Consider the following 16,772-nt stretch of genomic DNA (forward strand, 5'->3'; position numbering starts at 1 on the left):
GCACAGGACTGTGCGCGGCCCGCGCCCGCCGCTGCCATGCCTCCCGCCGCTGCCATGCCTCCCGCCGCTGCCGTGCCTCCCGCCGATGACGGGTTCCCCGGAGACGGGCCGCACCAGGACGCGCCGCAGCACGTGACGCGGCGGCTCACCCTCGCCGCGGCCCGCTCCGGTGCTGCCCTCATCGCCGAGGCCGCCGCCCTCGCCGACGGCTGGGCCACCCTCGTCGACCCCGTCGCCGGGGCGGTCCACAGCTACCCCCACACCGCCGCGCCCGCGGGCGTACGGGCGGTCGCGTACCCGCGCGCCCACCCGCACCTCCTCATCCGGCAGGCCGCCGGTGCCGTCCTCGTCCTCGGCCCCGGCAAGGCCACGCCCGGACCCCGTGCCGCGCTGATCGCACAGACCACCGTCGACCTGCTGCGGGTGCGGGCCCGGCAGGCCGACGAGACGCGGGGCGCCGAACAGCGCCTGCACAGCGCCGTGCTGCACCTCCTGCTGCACGGCCAGGACCAGCTCGCCACCGAGGTGCTCGGCGGCTGCACCGCCACGCACGCCACCGTGTACCGGCTCACCGGGCAGGGCGTGCATGCCGCCCAGCACGCGCTGTGGCGCGCCGTCCGGCCGCACACCGCCCGCGGCGCCCACCGAGTGCTGATCGCCCTGGACGGGGCCGAGTTGACGGTGGTCGCCCTGCACGACGCGCATGGCGACCAGCACCGCACCCTCCCCCTGGTCGCCCGCGTCGCCGAGCGGCACCAGCTGACCGGGGGAGCGGCCGACCCCGTACCCCTGGACGTCCTGGCCACCGCGTGGGCCGAGGCGGGCACCGCGCGCACCGGTGCGGCGCCCGGCTGCCTCAGCCCCGCGACCGGCCTCGGCGCGCACGAGCTGCTGCACGTCGTGCCCGCCGACCGGCTCGCCGCCTGGTCCGCCGCCGTCCTCACCCCCCTGGACCGGGAACAGCGCCGCACGCTCGAAGCCTGGCTGCGCGCGGGCTCCGCGCAGGCCGCCGCGCCCGCGCTCGACGTGTCCGAGAACACCGTCCGCGCCCGTCTGCGCACCATCGGCACCCACCTCGCCGCCGACCTGGACAGCGCCACCGTCCAGGCCCAACTCCTCCTCGCCCTGCGCACCCCGGCCCCCGCCGAGGCCCCCGCCACCGTCACCCGCCTGCCCGCCACGCCCCTGCCCCCCGACCTCCTTGCCCCCGCCCACGCCGAGCGCTGGGCGAGGGCCCTGCTCGAACCGCTGGACGTACGGCTGCGCATCGCGCTCCGCTGCTGGCTGCGCCAGCGCGCCCGCACCGCGCCCGCCGCCGCCGAACTCGGCCTGCACCGCACGACCCTCACCGCCTGGATCGCCAAGTGCGCACAACTCCTCGCCCTGGACCTGTCGTTGGCGTCGGTCCGCGCCGAACTCCACCTGGCCGCCGAGACGCTGGCCCGCGCGGGCGAAGCGACGACGGCGCTGCCCCGCCGCGGCGGCCGGACCTACCGGGGGCCGGCGCAGTAGCGGGGCAGCGAGACGACGGGACGCCGGAGGAGGTCAGGTGCGCTGGCCCTGGAGCTCGGGGGCCTCCTGCGCCGAAGCCGAAGCCGAAGCCGAAGCCGAAGCCGAAGCCGAAGTCGAAGCTGAAGCCGACGTCGAGGTCTCCGCCCGCGGCGGCTGCCGTCGCGCGCGGACCATGACCAGCACCATCACGCCCGCCACGAGCCCCACCGAACCCGCCGTCAGGGACGCCGCGTTGAGGCCGGAGGCGAAGGCCGAGCGGATCGCGTGGTCCGAGAGCGTGCCGCGCAGGGCCGCCGCCCCGCCGCCCGCGACGGTGTGCGCCGCGTCGTGGCCGATCGAGTCCTGCATACGGGAGGTGAGCACCGTTCCGAAGACGGCGACGCCGAGCGCGTAGCCGAGCTGCCGGAACGTGTTGACCGCGCCGCCCGCCATGCCCGCGTTCCGCGGCGGCACGGAGGCGAGCGCCGCACCCGCGAGTCCGGGCGAGACCAGGCCCGTGCCCACGCCCGCCAGGGTCAGGCCCGGCACCAGCGCGCCCCACGACGAACCGGCGTCCAGCCGTGCCAGGACGAGCCCGCCCACGCCGATCAGCAGCAGGCCCCCACCGATGGTGAACCGCGCGGGCACCCCGTGCAGCAGCCGCCCGCCGACCGCCGCCACCACGAACGACGTCGCCGCCAGCGGCAGCATCACCAGGCTGCCGTGGACCGGGCTCATGCCGAGCACCGTCTGCAGCCAGATCGACAGATACGCCATCAGCCCGAACGCCGCCGCGTTGTAGCCGACGGCGCCGATCAGCACGCCGGTGAAGCTGCCCTGGCGCAGCAGCCGCAGGTCCAACAGGGGCTGTGCGACGCGCCGTTCGACGGCGACGAAGGCCACCAGGGCGAGCGCCGCGACCGCGAGCGTCACCGCGGTCGGCGTCGACGTCCAGCCCTCGGTGCCGGCCCGCACCACGCCGTAGGTCAGCGCGCCCGCGAAGAGCGCGAAGGTGGCCGTGCCCGCCCAGTCGACCCGGCGGCCGCGCTCGCCCCTCGCCTCCGGCAGCACGCGCAGCGTCATCCATATCGCCGCCACGCTCACCGGCAGGTTCACGAAGAAGATCCAGCGCCAGCCGGGCCCCTCCGTGAGCAGCCCGCCCACGACGGGCCCGAGGGCCGCCGCGCCCCCGCTCACCGCGCCCCAGACGCCGAGCGCGACGGACCGGTCCTTGCCCTGGTAGGCGGCGCCGAGCAGCGGCAGCGTCGTCGCGAACATCGCGGCGGCGCCCAGGCCCTGCAGCGCGCGGGCCGCGACCAGCAGCTCCGCGTCGGTGGCGAGGCCGCAACCGAGCGACGCCACCGCGAAGGCGGCGGTGCCCGCGACGTTGAGGCGGCGCCGCCCAAGGACGTCCGCCGCGGCGCCCACCCCGAGCAGCAGCGCGGCCAGCGCCAGCGCATACCCGTCGATGACCCACTGCAGATCGCTCAGCGTGGCATCGAGGGCCCGCGCCATGTCGGGCAGCGCCACCACCACGATCGTGACGTCCAGCAGCAGCATGAACGTCCCCAGAGACACCGCGGTCAGCGGCCCCCACTTACGCATGATCCAACTCCTCGTACGACGGATGCGTCTGCCCCGTACGATGGGCCCCGGCCGGACGATCCAGGGCCTGTGTGATGGTGAAGCACCGGAATTCGACATGAGAAGTGGTGTGAGTGGTGGAATCCTCTGCCCTTGATGAGCTGGACCTGAAACTGCTGCACGCCCTGGAGATCGACGGCCGTGCCCCCTTCAGCCGGATCGCGGCCGTGCTCGGCGTCTCCGACCAGACCGTCGCCCGCCGCTACCGCAGGCTCATCGCCGAGGGCGGTCTGCGCATCGTCGGGGTCCGGGACCACGAGCGGCTCGGCTTCGACCGGTGGACGCTGCGGCTGCGCTGCGCGCCGGACGGCGCCGAGCCCATCGCCACCGCCCTCGCGCGACGGCCCGACACCGCCTGGGTCGGGCTCACGTCGGGTGGCACGGAGGTCGTCTGCTGCACCCAGCCGCGCACTCAGGACGAGCACGACGTGCTGCTCGGCAAGCTGCCGCGCACCCCGCACATCGTGGACATCAAGGCCCAGCAGATGCTGCACCGCTTCTTCGGCGGACCGGCGGGCTGGATCGTCAAGTACGGCCCCCTCAGCGCCGAGCAGGTCGCCGCGCTCCGCCCCGAGCGGAGCCCCGCCGCCGAGGGGACCGCCCGCATCGACCCGGAGGACGAGGCCCTGGTCGTCGCACTCGAACGCGACGGCCGCGCCACCTACCCGGAGCTCCAACGGGCCACCGGCCGCTCGGAGTCCGGCGTCAAGCGGCGCCTCGCGGCGCTGCTCGACTCCGGCGCGGTGTACATCGACATCGAGTACGACCTCGCACTGCTCGGCCTCCGCACCCAGGCGATGCTCTGGATCACCGCCGCGCCCTGGGCCCTCGACGCGGTCGGCAAGGAGCTCGCCACGCACGTCGAGGTCGCCCATGCCAGCGCCGTGGCCGGTCCCTCCAACATCATGGTGAGCGCCATCGCCCGCGACAACGCCGCGCTGTACGCCTACCTCAGCGGGAAGCTCGGCCGCCTCGAAGGTGTCCAGCACGTCGAGACGGCGCCCTTCTACCGGCGCGTCAAGCAGCTCACGTACCGGGCGTATCCGCGCTGACGGACGTATCCGGGCTCACGGGCGTATCCGCGCTAACGGACGTATCCACGCTCACGCGCGGCCCGGTGCAGCCGGTCGCCGCCCGCCAGGATCGCCGCGGCGAGCGCGTCCGCCGCCTCCTGCGCGCGGGCCCTGCGCTCGCCGTGGCGGAGCACGAAGTCGACCGCGCCGAGCTCGGGCAGGCCCGCCCGGTCCGGGACCCGGACCAGGCCCGGCGGGATCAGGCCGCGGGAGTGCGCCATCACGCCGAGGCCCGCGCGGGCGGCGGCGACCAGGCCGTTGAGGCTGCCGCTGGTGCAGGCGATGCGCCAGGAGCGGCCGCTGCGCTCCAGGGCCTGAAGGGCCAGGGCGCGGGTGATGCCGGGCGGCGGGTAGACGATCAGCGGGACCGGCCGCTCCGGGTCGAGGCGCAGCCGCTCCGCGCCGATCCACACCAGCTCGTCGTGCCGGACCAGCTCGCCGAGCGGGTCCTGCGGGCGGCGCTTGGCCAGGACCAGATCGAGCCGGCCCGCGTCCAGCTGGGCGTGGAGCGTGCCCGAGAGCTCGACCGTCAGCTCCAGGTCGACCTCCGGGTGGTCGTGCCGGAAGGACTCCAGGATGTCGGTGAGCCGGGTCAGCACGAAGTCCTCGGAGGCCCCGAACCGCAGCCGCCCGCGCAGCCGCGTCCCGCCGAAGTAGGCCGCCGCCTCCTCGTGCACCGACAGGATGCGGCGCGCGAAGCCCAGCATCGCCTCGCCGTCCTCGGTCAGCTCCACCGTGTGGGTGTCCCGGGTGAAGAGCTGGCGCCCCACCGCGTCCTCCAGGCGCCGCACGTGCTGGCTCACCGTGGACTGGCGCAGGCCGAGGCGGCGGGCGGCCTGCGTGAAGCTCAGCGTCTGGGCCACCGCGAGGAAGGTGCGCAGCTGCGAAGGGTCGTACACGGGGCCGAGCCTACCCATCATGAAGCGTGATGACAGTCAGAGCGGTATGCGGGATTCCCGATCAAGCGGTTGAGGAGGATCATGGAGAGCGCGCGATCTTGACCCAGGGCCCGGCGCGAGCGGCACGAGCGTGCCCGGCACGGGCCGCACGAGAGCAAGGAACCAATGAAACGCCTGACGTGGCCGTCGTGGATGCCGGTCGACCCGTACATCCTCGCCCTGCTCGGCACCGTGGGAATCGCGGCGCTGCTGCCCGCGCGCGGAGCGGCCGCCGACATCGCGTCCGGCGCCTCCACCGGCGCCGTCGCCCTCCTGTTCTTCCTGTACGGGGCGCGCCTGTCCACCCGCGAGGCGCTCGACGGGCTCAAGCACTGGCGGCTGCACGTCACCGTCCTCGCCGCCACGTTCATCGCCTTCCCGCTGCTCGGGGCCGCGGCCAAGGGGCTCGTCCCGTACGTCCTGACGCCCGCCCTCTACAGCGGATTCCTCTTCCTGACCCTGGTCCCCTCGACCATCCAGTCGTCCATCGCGTTCACCTCGATCGCGCGCGGGAACGTGCCCGCGGCGATCTGCGCGGGCTCCTTCTCCTCGCTCATCGGCATCGTGATCACGCCGCTGCTCGCGGCGGCGCTGCTCGGCAACAGCGGCGGCGGCTTCTCCGCCGACTCCCTGTTCAAGATCGTGCTGCAGCTTCTGGTGCCGTTCCTGGCGGGGCAGTTCCTGCGCCGGTGGGTGGGCGGTTTCATCGCCCGGCACAAGAAGATCCTCAGCTTCGTGGACCGCGGCTCGATCCTGCTCGTCGTCTACACCGCGTTCAGCGAGGGCATGGTGCGCGGCATCTGGCACCAGGTGACCCCGCTGCGGCTCGGCGCGCTGCTCGCCGTCGAGGCGGTGCTGCTCGCGCTGATGCTGGCGCTCACCTGGTACGGGTCGAAGCGGCTGGGCTTCGCCCGGGGGGACCGGATCGCGATCCAGTTCGCGGGCTCGAAGAAGTCCCTCGCCGCCGGACTGCCCATGGCGAGCGTCCTGTTCGGTGCGCAGGCGTCCCTCGCGGTGCTGCCGCTGATGCTCTTCCACCAGATGCAGCTGATGGTGTGCGCGGTCATCGCCAAGCGCCGCTCCCGTGACCCGGAGGAGTTCGTCACCGCTCCTGGGCGAGCTTCAGCGACACGAACCGCGGTCGGTACAGGGACACGTTCCGGCTGATGTTGGCCGCGGCCGTCGAGGGCGTCGCGTCCAGCCAGTTGACGTCGTAGCTCAGCACGAGACGCCCGTCCTTGCTGAGCGCGGGGTGCACCTGCGGGTTGTAGGCGGCGGTGTCCTGGCGGGCGGCGCCGTCCTTCGGCAGGGGCGGCGCGAAGCCCTTGGCGGGGCCGTGCCAGGGGCCGGTGGGGGAGCAGGCCCAGTACGAGGTGACGGTGCTCAGTGCCTCGGCCCCGGCGCCCATGGTGAACAGGACGTACGTCCCGTCGACCCGTGCGACGCTGAACGCGCTGCCCACGCCGCGCTTCTGCCCGTCCCCGAGCACCGGCTCCGGCTTCTTCCCCGCGGTCCCCTTGGCGTTGCCTCGCGCGGTGGTCCCCGTCGCGGTCCAGTCCTTGCCGTCCCAGAACTGCCAGGCCCGCGGCTCGGACAGCCGGCCGTGCGGGACACGGGCGACGTAGGCGTGCGAGGCGGGGCGTGCGGTGGCCTGGCCGTCGTTGCCGCCGAAGACATACGTCCAGCCGTCGGCGTCCACGGTCGAGGTGCCGTACAGGACGCGCTCCTCGGGGGCGGCGACCGCGCGCTGGTCGGAGACCGTGACGATGCCTTCGAGGCGCAGGTCGGGCAGCGAGAGCGTGGCGACCTCGGTGGCGGCGGGGACGCCGTAGATCCAGGGCCCCGTGCCCGTCGTACGGTTCCACAGGAGGACCCGTACGACCTGCTCGTCCGAGCCCGGTGAGCGGGGCTCCACCTTCGCGGCGACCGGCCACCGCCACTGCCCGGGCGCCGGATCGGTGAAGAGCGGCGCGGCGAGCGTCCGCTCCAGGGAGCCCGAACGGCTCATCACCACGCCGGAGTTGCGCACGAAGGGCGCCGATGCGTCCCGCCATGTGTGCGGCTGGCCCGCCGGGTTGGGCGGCGCGTGCACCTGGCCCAGATAGGTGTCGGAGAAGAGCCACAGCACCCGGCCGTCGGGCAGCCGCACCGAGTGGGTGCCGTCGCCGCCGGTCCAGTCGTCGGTGCGGGCGGTGTCGTCACCGTAGCGGGCGAACGCCCCGGTCAGCTCGGTGTCGGCGGACCAGGACGCGACGGTGCGGGGCCCGCAAGCGGCGCCGCCCTCCCGGTCGTCGTCCGGGAGGGCGGTGAGCAGGACCGCGGCGAGGGCCAGGCCGAGCAGCACGGCGAGCCAGACCCGGCGGGGGGAACTCCCGCGTCCGGGCCGCCTGTTCACGTCGCGGTCGGCTGACACGCCCGGGACGTTAGTTGCTTCCGCGGATGTGGTCCATGGGCAGCCACAGCACGGTGTCCCGGGTCACAGCGCCCCGCGCGGACTGCGCCGAGCCGAGATCGCCGATCTCCTCGTCGCTCAACGCCCGGTCCCAGACGCGGACTTCGTCGATGCCGCCGGTGAAGTGGGCGCGGCTGTCGAGGCGTTCACCGATGTGCACACCAAAGGGTGAGTTGCGCGAGACGGTGCCGGGGACGTCCGGGGCGCCGGCCTGGGTGCCGTCGACGAAGAGGGTGAGGCGGCCGCCGGTGCGGCGCAGGGCGATGTGGTGCCACTGGCCGTCGTTGTGGGCGCCGGTCGTGGACACGGACGCGGACCTCGGGGGCGTCGCGCCGTCCCGCGTGGTGATCAGCCCCGTGATGCGCTTGTTGGCGGGCTCGCCGCGCAGCCACACCTGGGGCTGGTTGGTGCCGACGCCGCCCATCCACAGCAGCGGCTGCTCACCGCTGGTGGCGGTGTAGCGGAACCACAGGGAGGCCGTGAAGTCCTCGGTGCCGAGCGGGAGTCGGTCGCTGTAGGGCAGGCGCACGGAGTCGTCGGTCCCGTCGAGGGCGAGGGCCCGGCCGATGCGCCCCTCGGTCTCGGTGGCGCCGCCGAGCACGGCGGCGGGCCGGGCGAACCAGGCGCGGTCGGTGGTCCTGGGATCCGGTCCGCGGCGCGGCTTCAGCCAGTCCTCGGTGAAGCGGGCGAAGCGGATCTCGTCGCGCGCGTCGACCGCCCCGCCCTCGTACATCAGGCCCACATGGTCGTCGTCGGCCTGCGCCAGGTCCGAGTAGCCGGACCAGTCCGTGGTGACGACCGTGCCCCGGTCGAAGCTGTCCCAGGTGCGGCCGCCGTCGTACGAGGACCGGATCATCATGGTCCGGCGCCGGTCCGGGTCGCCCGGGCAGGCGAGCAGCATCCGGTTGCCCAACCGCAGTGTGGAGCCCTGGACTTGGGGCGTGTAGAGGTCGGGGAGGGCCCGGAAGGGGGCCACGAAGCTGTCGCCGCCGTCGCGGCTGAGGGTGTGCGTGCGGTGGCCGAGGTCCGTGCCGTCCTGCTCCCGGCCGCTGACGTAGACCGTGCCGTCGTGCCGCTCGGTGATGGTCATCTCGGACGGCTTCTGCCGGAACGTCCCGTCGTCCGCGATCGGATACGAGTCCCGGGCGCCGATCCGCCAGTGGTCGCCGCCGTCGTCGCTGACGATGAGCGCGGCGTGGTTGGCGGTGACCCGACTGCCGTTCCACGTCTCGGCGTTGACCGTGAAGACGAGGCGGCCGCGGTGGTGGCCGCGGGTCAGCTGGAGGCCGTGCACGGGCCCGGTCGCGTACCAGGAGTTCCAGTCCTTCGGCAGGATCTCGTCGCTGAGGCCGCGCGGCGCCGACCAGCTGCGGCCGTCGTCGTCGCTGTACTGCAGGTGCGGGGTGCGGTCGCAGGGCACGTCGCAGTTCTTGCCGTCCGTGCGGCCCGTGTTGTAGGTCTCGGCGAGCAGGATGCGGCCGGTCTCGCGGTCCACGACGGGCGCCGGGTTGCCGTGGGTGTCGCCCGCACCTTCGTTGACGACCTGGAGCGGACCCCAGGTGCGGCCGCCGTCCTCGGACCGCTTCACCACGATGTCTATGTCACCGGCGTCGCTGCAGTCGCGGGTGCGGCCCTCGGCGAAGGCGAGGAGGGTGCCCTTCACTGTCTTCACGACGGCGGGTATCCGATAGCAGGCGTAGCCGGGATCCTGGGACGCCTTGAACAGGACCTGCTGTTCGAAGGGTGGGGTGGTGGCGGTGCGTTCCGCCGGTTCGGCGGAGTGCGCGGCCGGTGCCGGGAGCAGGGTCCCGGCGAGGGCGACGGCGAGTGCGGCTGTGGTGGTGCCGAGCGTTCTCAGGCGTACACGGAGACTGGCAGTAGGCATGGTGCGGTCCGCCCTTCATGGCGACTGGACATCCTGACATCCCACGTCCAACGTGCGCGCCACAGACGCTACTTGGGGCGAATCGCCGCCCACAAGAAGCGTGCGCCAGGGGAGTGCGACGCACTCTCAGGGGATCAGGACGACCTTCCCGAGGTTCGCGCGCCCCTCGATCACCTCGTGCGCCTTCGCCGCGTCCGCGAGCCCGAACTCGGCGTGCACGGCGGGTTTGAGGAGCCCGGCGCCGTGCAGCCGCCACAGCTCCTGCCGCCAGGTTTCGTACAGCTCGGGCCGCCCCTGCGCGACGATCCGCATCTGGAACCCGATGACCGACTTGGCGCCCACGAGCAGGTCGTACGCCTCGACGGTGCCGCCGCCCGAGCTGTACGCGACCAGGCGGCCGTGCGGGGCGAGGGAGCGCACGGCCGGGGTGAGCAGCTCACCGCCGACGGCGTCCAGGCAGTAGTCGGCGCCGTCCCCCAGCCGCTTCCCTCTTCGCTCCTCGTCGGCGAGGTCGTCGTAACGGAGCACGTCGTCGGCCCCCAGCCCGCGCAGGAACGCATCCTTCGCGGCGAACACGGCCCCGTCGGGCGCGGAGACGGCGGCGACGACGCGCGACGCCCCCTTCAACTGGGCCATTTGCAGGGCGAGATGGCCCACTCCGCTGGCGGCGCCGGTGACGAGGGCAGCCTCTCCGGCGGCGGGCCGCGCGGCTTCCAGCGCCCCGTACGCGACGAGTCCGCTGCGGACGAGGGCCACGGCGTCGACGGCGCTCGCCCCGTCCGGGACGGGGGAGGCCATGCTGCTGTGCAACAGGGCGTAGTCGGCGTATCCGTGGCCGAAGACGAGCCCGGTGACGCGATCGCCGACCCGGCACCGGGTGACGCCCTCACCCACGGCCACCACTTCCCCGGCGACCTCACCGCCGAGCGCGACGGGCTCACGGGCCTCGCGCACCTTCCGGACGACGGGGAGCGTCACGCCAACTGCCGCGGTACGCACGAGGAGTTCACCGGGGCCGGGAGTGGGAATGTCGACTTCCTCCAGGAACAGGACTTCAGGGCCACCGCTGACTTCATAGCGAACGCGACGCATGCGTACCTCCAGGCGAGAAGGGGGCAGGAAGGGGGGCGAGATGGGGATGGGAAGGGGGATGGGGAGGGCAAACAGGGAGAACCATTGGGATCCCCAACGACTGGAGACGGTACAGGGAACTTCATTGGGAAGTCCAACGGTTCTTCGATACGCTGCCCCTCATGGCAAGCACCCCTCCCGCCCCCGGCACGATCCGCACCCTCCCCAGCTGGCTCCTGGGGCGCGCCGCCGCCCGCGGCCGCGGCCTGGTCGCCGAGGCGCTCGCGGGCGAGGACATGAAGATGTGGCACCACGTCGTGCTGTCCGCCGTCGCCGACCGAGGCCCCGTCGCCCAGGCCGAACTCGGCCGCACCGTCTCGCTCGACCCCAAGGACATGGTCGGCATCATCAACGACCTGCAGTCCGCGGGGCTCGTCCTGCGCGCCCCGGACCCCCACGACCGCCGCAAGAACGCCATCACCGTCACGGACGAGGGCCAGGCGGCGGTCGAGCGCTGCGCCCGGGCGGCGCAGCGCGCCAACTCGGAGCTCCTGGCGCCTCTTTCGGCCGCTGAGCGCGCGCAGTTCCTGGGGATGCTGCAGCGGGTGGTGGAGGGCTAGCGGGAGCCCCCAGGGCGGGGCCCGTCCGGTCGTCAGTAGCCGCGCCAGACGTTGTCGAACGCCGCGTCCTCGATCGCCTTGCGCTGCCGTACGGCCTGTAGCTCCTGCACGGCGCCCCCGACGGCGGCCAGCACCGTCGCGACCGGGTCGCCGGTGAGCTCCTCCGTGTCCTCGACCGGCTCGGCGCGCAGACCGGCGGCGGACGCCAGGGCGGCGAGCACGGGCTCGCCCGCCGACCAGCGCCCCTCGGCCCGGCTCCGGGCGGTGGAGGGGGCGGAGGCGGTGGAGGCAGTGGAAGCAGTGGAGGTGGTGGCGTCGACCGGCTCCGTCCGCCTCGACCGCAGCCGCGCCCAGCGGCTCGGCTGCCGGGCGGTCGGCCCCGTCCGCACCAGGTCGTCGGCGTACGCCGTGGAGAGCCCGCGGCCCCGGCGCCACAGCCAGTCCTCGACCGACTCGTGCGGCTCCTGCCGTACCAGCGCCGCGGCGGCCTCGTTCAACAGGCGGTCCCCCGTGGGTTCTTGTGCGTGGGGCACGATGCGGTCGCCGTCCACGACCAGGGCTTTGGCCTCGACCAGGTCCAGCACCTCGGCCCCGGCCAGCGCGAGCGAGAGCTCGCCCTGCTCCACCGGCCGGTCGGGTGTCAGCTCCGCGGCGACGATCGCGAGGTCCTGTGCGGTGGTCATGAGCGGCTCCACGTCAGTTGGCCGAGTGCGGGGGCGAGAGCGGCGGGGCCGGCCACGGCTAGCCGGGCGTCCTCGGTCGATTATCGCCGCCCAGTGGTCATTGTGGGACCACTCGCGACCAACGGTGCGGGATTTCGGACAACGGGACGTCCCGGGGCCGGACTTGATGCGCTGCGTTTCAGGCGGCCAGGGTGCGGGCCAGGAGGGGCAGCAGCCGCTCCCAGTGGCGCTGCAGGCCGGAAGGGCTGAAGGCGTCGGTGTCGGACATGGTGAACCCGTGGACGGTGCCGGGGTAGATCTCGGAGGTGTGGTCGATTCCGGCGGCGTCCAGAGCCTCGTTGAGGTCGTGGAGCGTCGCGGGCGTGAGGTCGGACTCGGCGTGGCCGAAGTGGGCCTGGGCGGTGAGCGTGGACAGCAGGCGCCGCAGCTCGTCGGGTCCGCCGGTGCTCACGGGGCCGTGGAATCCGGCGACGGCGGCCACGCGGCCGGGGTGGGCCGCGGCGGTGTGCATCGCCAGCAGGCCGCCGATGCAGTAGCCGGTCACCGCGACCGGTCCGGCCGTGACCTCGTCCTGGGAGCCGAGGAAGTCGAGGTAGGCGTCGGCGTCGCGGAGGATCCGCTGGGTGGTGTGCGCCTGGATCAAGGGCATCAGCCGGTCCATGATCGCGGGCCGGGCGTCTTCTCCGATGTGCTCGGGGAGTGGGAGGAGCGGTGCCGGGCCGTTCCGGTAGAGGAAGTTGGGGACGAGGACGTAGTAGCCGTGTCCGGCCAGTTCGCGGGCGAGCTCGCGCAGCACGGGCCGGATGCCGAAGCCGTCCGGGTACATCAGCACCCCGGGGTGCCGCTCGCCGCCGTCGGGGAAGGCGGCGAACGCGTCGGCCCGGCCGTCGGGGGTGGGGATCCGTAGTGTCGTGAGTGTCGTGGTGGGGATGGCGGGTCTTCCTTCCTGAGTTTGCCGACGAGCGTTAGTGCGACTAACGATGTCGGCGCGAGCGAACGTATATCGTTAGTCCCACTAACGCAATGGGTAAGATCGCCGCCATGAGCAGAGCCAAGCCCGCGGAAGCGGGGGAAGCAGCGGACGCGGTGGATGCGGCCGACGGCGACGCGCCCAGGACGCCCGAGAGACTGCGCCGACGGGCGAGCCGGCTGCTGTCCCAACTGACCATGCGGTCCGACCGGTTGGTCAACGAAGGTCTGGCCCGTGCGGACGCCCGCAAGTGGCACTACGCCGTGCTCGCCTCACTGCACGAGTTCGGGCCCGGCAGCCAGGCGGAGCTGAGCAGACGCTCCGGCATCCACCGCAGCGACATGGTCGGCGTGCTCAAGGAACTCGCCGAACGACAGCTCGTCGAGCGCACACCGGACCCCGACGACCAGCGCCGCAACCTCATCACGATCTCCCCGCGGGGCCGCCGCCACCTGCGCCGCCTCGACACGGTCCTTGACACCCTCCACGACGAACTGCTCGCACCCCTGACCCAGGCCGAACGCGACCAGCTCATGCGCCTGCTCACCCGCCTGCTGGAGCACCACACCACCCGGGCCGGCTGATGTGCGGCGGTGTGGGCCCGGCCGGGCGCAGGGGGCGCTCCCCGCCCGGTCCGGGCCCGCCGCCGTGTGGCGGGGGAGCGGTTCAGCCCTGGACGGCCGGTGCCTCAAGGGCGACGCGGTGCTCACCCGCGTACACGTTCATGGACGCCCCGCGCAGGAAGCCGACCAGGGTCAGGCCGGTCTCCGCCGCGAGGTCGACGGCGAGCGAGGACGGCGCGGAGACCGCCGCGAGCACCGGGATGCCCGCCATGACGGCCTTCTGCGCCAGCTCGAAGGAGGCCCGCCCGGACACCAGCAACACGGCCCGGGACAGCGGCAGCCGGCCCTCCTGGAGCGCCCGGCCCACCAGCTTGTCGACCGCGTTGTGGCGGCCCACGTCCTCCCGTATGTCGAGCAGCTCGCCCTCCTCGGAGAACAGTGCCGCCGCGTGCAGACCCCCGGTCCGGTCGAACACCCGCTGAGCGGCGCGCAGCCGGTCGGGGAGGCTCGCGAGCAGGCCGGGGCCGAGCCGGACCGGGGGAGTGTCGGCGAGCGGGAACCTGGCCTGGGTGCGCACCGCGTCGAGGCTGGCCTTGCCGCACAGGCCGCACGACGACGTCGTGTAGACGTTGCGCTCCAGCGTGATGTCCGGGACCGGGACGCCGGGCGCGAGCCGCACATCCACGACGTTGTACGTGTTGGAGCCGTCGTCCATCGCGCCCGCGCAGTACACGATCGACTGCAGGTCGTCGGCGGACGCCAGCACGCCCTCGCTCACCAGGAACCCCGCCGCGAGCGCGAAGTCGTCCCCCGGCGTGCGCATCGTGATCGCCAGTGGTTTGCCGTTGAGGCGGATCTCCAGGGGTTCCTCGGTGACGAGGGTGTCCGCCCGCTCGCTGACGCGCCCGTCCCGGATCCGGATGACGCGCCGTCGTTCCGTGACTCGTCCCATGCCTTGATCAGTCCCGGTTCTGTACGTGCTGGTAGCCGAAGCGGCCCTTGATGCAGAGGTTGCCGTGGGTCACCGGATTGTCGTGCGGCGAGGTGACCTTCACGATGTCATTGTCCTGCACGTGCAGCGTCAGGTTGCAGCCGACTCCGCAGTACGCGCACACGGTCGTCGTCTCGGTCTGCGCGGACTCGTCCCAGGTCCCCGCCGCCCGCATGTCGAACTCGCTCTTGAAGCTGAGCGCGCCCGTCGGGCACACCTCGATGCAGTTCCCGCAGTACACGCACGCCGAGTCGGTCAGCGGGGCGTCGTGCTCCACGGCGATCCGGGCGTCGAAGCCGCGCCCGGCCACGGCGATGGCGAAGGTGTTCTGCCACTGCTCGCCGCAGGCGTCGACGCACTTGTAGCAGAGGATGCACTTGTCGTAGTCGCGGACGTACAGGTCGTTGTCGACCTTCGGCTCCTCGTCGAGGCGGGCCGCGTCCGGGCCGAACCGCTCGGGCTTCGCCTCGTACTCCTCGAGCCAGCCCGCGACCTTCGGGGTCGTCGACAAGTCGACCGACGACGCGAGGAGTTCGAGGACGATCTTCCGGCTGTGCCGGGTGCGCTCGGTGTCGGTGCGGACCTTCATCCCGGGCTCGGCCCTGCGGGAGCAGGCGGGGGCGAGGGTGCGGGCGCCCTCCACCTCCACGACGCACACGCGGCAGGCGTTCTTGGGGGTGAGGGTGTCGCCCTCGCAGAGGGTCGGGACGTCCTTCCCGGCGGCACGGCAGGCGTCGAGGACGGTGGCGCCCTCCGGGACGCGGGACTCCTCGCCGTCGAGGGTGAACTCGACCAGGCGGCGCGGCGGTTGCAGCGGTACGGCGGTCATGACGACGCCTCCCAGCGACGGTGACGGCGACGGCGACGGTTCGTGATCATTCGTACGCTCCCAGTCGGTCGACGGCGGATTCCACGGCGTTCCACGCGGTCTGCCCGAGCCCGCAGATCGAGGCGTCCCGCATGGCGCGGCCCACCTCGCGCAGCAGCGCGATGTCGTCGGCGGCGTCGGCCCCCGTCCGCCCGGCGATCCGGTGCAGCGCCTCCTCCTGCCGGACGGTGCCGACGCGGCAGGGCACGCACTGCCCGCAGGACTCGTCCCGGAAGAACTCCGCGATGCGCAGCAGCACACGGGGCAGCGGCACGGTGTCGTCGAGCGCGAGCACCACCCCGGAGCCCAGGGTGGTCCCCGCCTCCCGCGTGCCCTCGAAGGTGAGCGGGATGTCCAGTTCATCGGCGCGTACGAAGCCGCCCGCCGCGCCGCCGAGGAGCACGGCGCGCAGGTTCTGCGGCATCCCGGCGAGCCGGAGGAGGTCCCCGAGGGTGGCGCCGAAGGGGAGTTCGTAGATGCCGGGCCGCTCGACGCTCCCCGACACACAGAAGAGCTTGGGGCCCGTGGAGGTGCCGGTGCCGATGGCGGCGTACGCCCGGGCGCCCATGGTGAGGATCGGGAGGACGTTGACGAGGGTCTCGACGTTGTTCTCCACGGTGGGCTTGCCGAAGAGCCCCTTCTCCACCGGGAAGGGCGGCTTGGAGCGGGGCTCGCCCCGGTACCCCTCGATGGAGTTGAAGAGCGCCGTCTCCTCGCCGCAGATGTAGGCGCCCGCGCCCCGGCGGATCTCGATGTCGAAGGAGTACCCCTGGCCGAGGATGTCGTCCCCGAGGAGACCGCGGGCGCGGGCCTGTTCGATGGCGCGGGTCAGGCGGGTGAGGGCGCGGGGGTACTCGCCCCGGAGGTAGAGGTAGCCGTGGTGGGCCCCGGTCGCGTACCCGGCGATGGTCATCGCCTCGATGAGGGCGTACGGGTCGCCCTCCATCAGCACGCGGTCCTTGAAGGTGCCCGGCTCGGACTCGTCGGCGTTGCAGACGAGGTAGTGGGGGTGGTCGGGCTGGGAGGCGGTGGCCTGCCACTTCCTTCCCGTGGGGAAGGCGGCGCCGCCTCGGCCCACCAGGCCGGCGTCGGTGACCTCGCGGATGACGGCGGCGGGGCCGAGGGCGAAGGCGTGGCGGAGGGCGGTGTAGCCGCCGTGGGCGCGGTAGTCGTCGAGGGATTCCGGGTCGACGGTGCCGACCCGCTTGAGGAGGACCAGGTCCTCCTGGCCGGCTTGGGGTACCGCCATCGATGCCGGGGGCTCCGGGGCGGCGGACTCGGGGGAGGTCGCGGCGAAGACGAGGGAGTCGGGGGTGGCGGGGGCGACGACGGCGGTGGCGTAGGAGGTTTCCCTCTCCCCGATCCCGCCCCTTCCCGAAACCGCGCTCCGCGCGCCCTGGGCCGCCGTCATGGGGCTGCGCCCCTTGCCCCCATCGGCGCTGCGCGCCTCGTCCTCAAACGCCGGACGGGCTGAGATACCAGCCCCTCCGGCGATTGAGGAGCGGGGTCCGGGGCGGAGCCCC

15 protein-coding genes are annotated in these 16,772 nt (G+C 73.4%); 5 read left to right on the forward strand and 10 right to left on the reverse strand.

Going from position 1 to position 16,772, the window contains the following annotated elements; translation table 11 throughout:
- Nucleotides 1-54: 54 nt before the first annotated feature.
- Complete coding sequence (locus ACFWYM_RS44080) at nucleotides 55-1,512, forward strand: helix-turn-helix domain-containing protein (RefSeq protein WP_384851142.1); 1,458 nt, start codon at nucleotides 55-57, stop codon at nucleotides 1,510-1,512.
- A 33-nt stretch (nucleotides 1,513-1,545) separates the two neighbouring features.
- Here the strand turns inward: ACFWYM_RS44080 and ACFWYM_RS44085 are convergent, their stop codons facing one another.
- On the reverse strand, nucleotides 1,546-3,096 hold the full coding sequence (locus ACFWYM_RS44085) for an MFS transporter (protein WP_384851117.1): 1,551 nt from the start codon (nucleotides 3,094-3,096) through the stop codon (nucleotides 1,546-1,548).
- A gap of 113 nt (nucleotides 3,097-3,209) precedes the next feature.
- Between ACFWYM_RS44085 and ACFWYM_RS44090 the strand changes: the two genes are divergently transcribed.
- Nucleotides 3,210-4,187 carry an Lrp/AsnC family transcriptional regulator gene (locus ACFWYM_RS44090; protein WP_384851119.1) on the forward strand — a complete coding sequence of 326 codons (978 nt, stop codon included), beginning with the start codon at nucleotides 3,210-3,212 and terminating at the stop codon, nucleotides 4,185-4,187.
- A gap of 32 nt (nucleotides 4,188-4,219) precedes the next feature.
- Here the strand turns inward: ACFWYM_RS44090 and ACFWYM_RS44095 are convergent, their stop codons facing one another.
- Nucleotides 4,220-5,107 (reverse strand): LysR substrate-binding domain-containing protein, encoded by an 888-nt coding sequence (locus tag ACFWYM_RS44095; protein WP_384851121.1) that lies wholly within the window; start codon nucleotides 5,105-5,107, stop codon nucleotides 4,220-4,222.
- 165 nt (nucleotides 5,108-5,272) lie between these two features.
- On the opposite strand from ACFWYM_RS44095, the gene ACFWYM_RS44100 reads away from it, so the two are divergent.
- Nucleotides 5,273-6,313, forward strand: coding sequence for a bile acid:sodium symporter family protein (locus ACFWYM_RS44100; RefSeq protein ID WP_384851123.1), 1,041 nt, complete (start codon nucleotides 5,273-5,275; stop codon nucleotides 6,311-6,313).
- Here the strand turns inward: ACFWYM_RS44100 and ACFWYM_RS44105 are convergent.
- The 3 genes from ACFWYM_RS44105 to ACFWYM_RS44115 all read right to left on the reverse strand — a co-directional run bounded on the left by ACFWYM_RS44105 (nucleotide 6,249) and on the right by ACFWYM_RS44115 (nucleotide 10,575).
- Nucleotides 6,249-7,559 carry a hypothetical protein gene (locus ACFWYM_RS44105; RefSeq protein ID WP_384851125.1) on the reverse strand — a complete coding sequence of 437 codons (1,311 nt, stop codon included), beginning with the start codon at nucleotides 7,557-7,559 and terminating at the stop codon, nucleotides 6,249-6,251. The two genes, ACFWYM_RS44100 and ACFWYM_RS44105, sit on opposite strands and share 65 nt — an antisense overlap.
- Before the next feature lie 10 nt (nucleotides 7,560-7,569).
- Entirely contained in the window at nucleotides 7,570-9,483 is a 1,914-nt protein-coding gene (locus ACFWYM_RS44110; RefSeq protein WP_384851127.1) for an exo-alpha-sialidase, read from the reverse strand.
- A gap of 126 nt (nucleotides 9,484-9,609) precedes the next feature.
- The gene (locus ACFWYM_RS44115; RefSeq protein ID WP_384851129.1) at nucleotides 9,610-10,575 is read right to left on the reverse strand and encodes a zinc-binding alcohol dehydrogenase family protein; all 966 of its coding nucleotides are present in this window, start codon (nucleotides 10,573-10,575) and stop codon (nucleotides 9,610-9,612) included.
- Nucleotides 10,576-10,736: 161 nt separating this feature from the next.
- Between ACFWYM_RS44115 and ACFWYM_RS44120 the strand changes: the two genes are divergently transcribed.
- Nucleotides 10,737-11,174 (forward strand): MarR family winged helix-turn-helix transcriptional regulator, encoded by a 438-nt coding sequence (locus tag ACFWYM_RS44120; protein WP_384851131.1) that lies wholly within the window; start codon nucleotides 10,737-10,739, stop codon nucleotides 11,172-11,174.
- Nucleotides 11,175-11,206: 32 nt separating this feature from the next.
- Here the strand turns inward: ACFWYM_RS44120 and ACFWYM_RS44125 are convergent, their stop codons facing one another.
- Nucleotides 11,207-11,857, reverse strand: coding sequence for a GPP34 family phosphoprotein (locus ACFWYM_RS44125; protein ID WP_384851133.1), 651 nt, complete (start codon nucleotides 11,855-11,857; stop codon nucleotides 11,207-11,209).
- Between the two features lie 178 nt (nucleotides 11,858-12,035).
- A complete protein-coding gene (locus ACFWYM_RS44130; RefSeq protein WP_384851144.1) occupies nucleotides 12,036-12,788 on the reverse strand; it encodes a dienelactone hydrolase family protein in 753 nt (250 codons plus the stop codon).
- A 110-nt stretch (nucleotides 12,789-12,898) separates the two neighbouring features.
- On the opposite strand from ACFWYM_RS44130, the gene ACFWYM_RS44135 reads away from it, so the two are divergent.
- A complete protein-coding gene (locus ACFWYM_RS44135) occupies nucleotides 12,899-13,411 on the forward strand; it encodes a MarR family winged helix-turn-helix transcriptional regulator (protein WP_384851135.1) in 513 nt (170 codons plus the stop codon).
- Nucleotides 13,412-13,493: 82 nt separating this feature from the next.
- On the opposite strand, the gene fdhD is transcribed toward ACFWYM_RS44135, so the two are convergent.
- The 3 genes from fdhD to ACFWYM_RS44150 all read right to left on the reverse strand — a co-directional run.
- Nucleotides 13,494-14,342, reverse strand: a complete 849-nt coding sequence (gene fdhD / locus ACFWYM_RS44140; protein ID WP_384851137.1) for a formate dehydrogenase accessory sulfurtransferase FdhD — start codon at nucleotides 14,340-14,342, stop codon at nucleotides 13,494-13,496.
- Nucleotides 14,343-14,349: 7 nt separating this feature from the next.
- Entirely contained in the window at nucleotides 14,350-15,210 is an 861-nt protein-coding gene (locus ACFWYM_RS44145; protein WP_384851139.1) for a 2Fe-2S iron-sulfur cluster-binding protein, read from the reverse strand.
- A 46-nt stretch (nucleotides 15,211-15,256) separates the two neighbouring features.
- Nucleotides 15,257-16,772 (reverse strand): NADH-quinone oxidoreductase subunit F (locus ACFWYM_RS44150; RefSeq protein ID WP_384851141.1); only part of this gene is annotated, 1,516 nt, incomplete at its 5' end.

The sequence above is a fragment of the Streptomyces sp. NPDC059009 genome, from assembly GCF_042740175.1.
Lineage (GTDB): Bacteria > Actinomycetota > Actinomycetes > Streptomycetales > Streptomycetaceae > Streptomyces.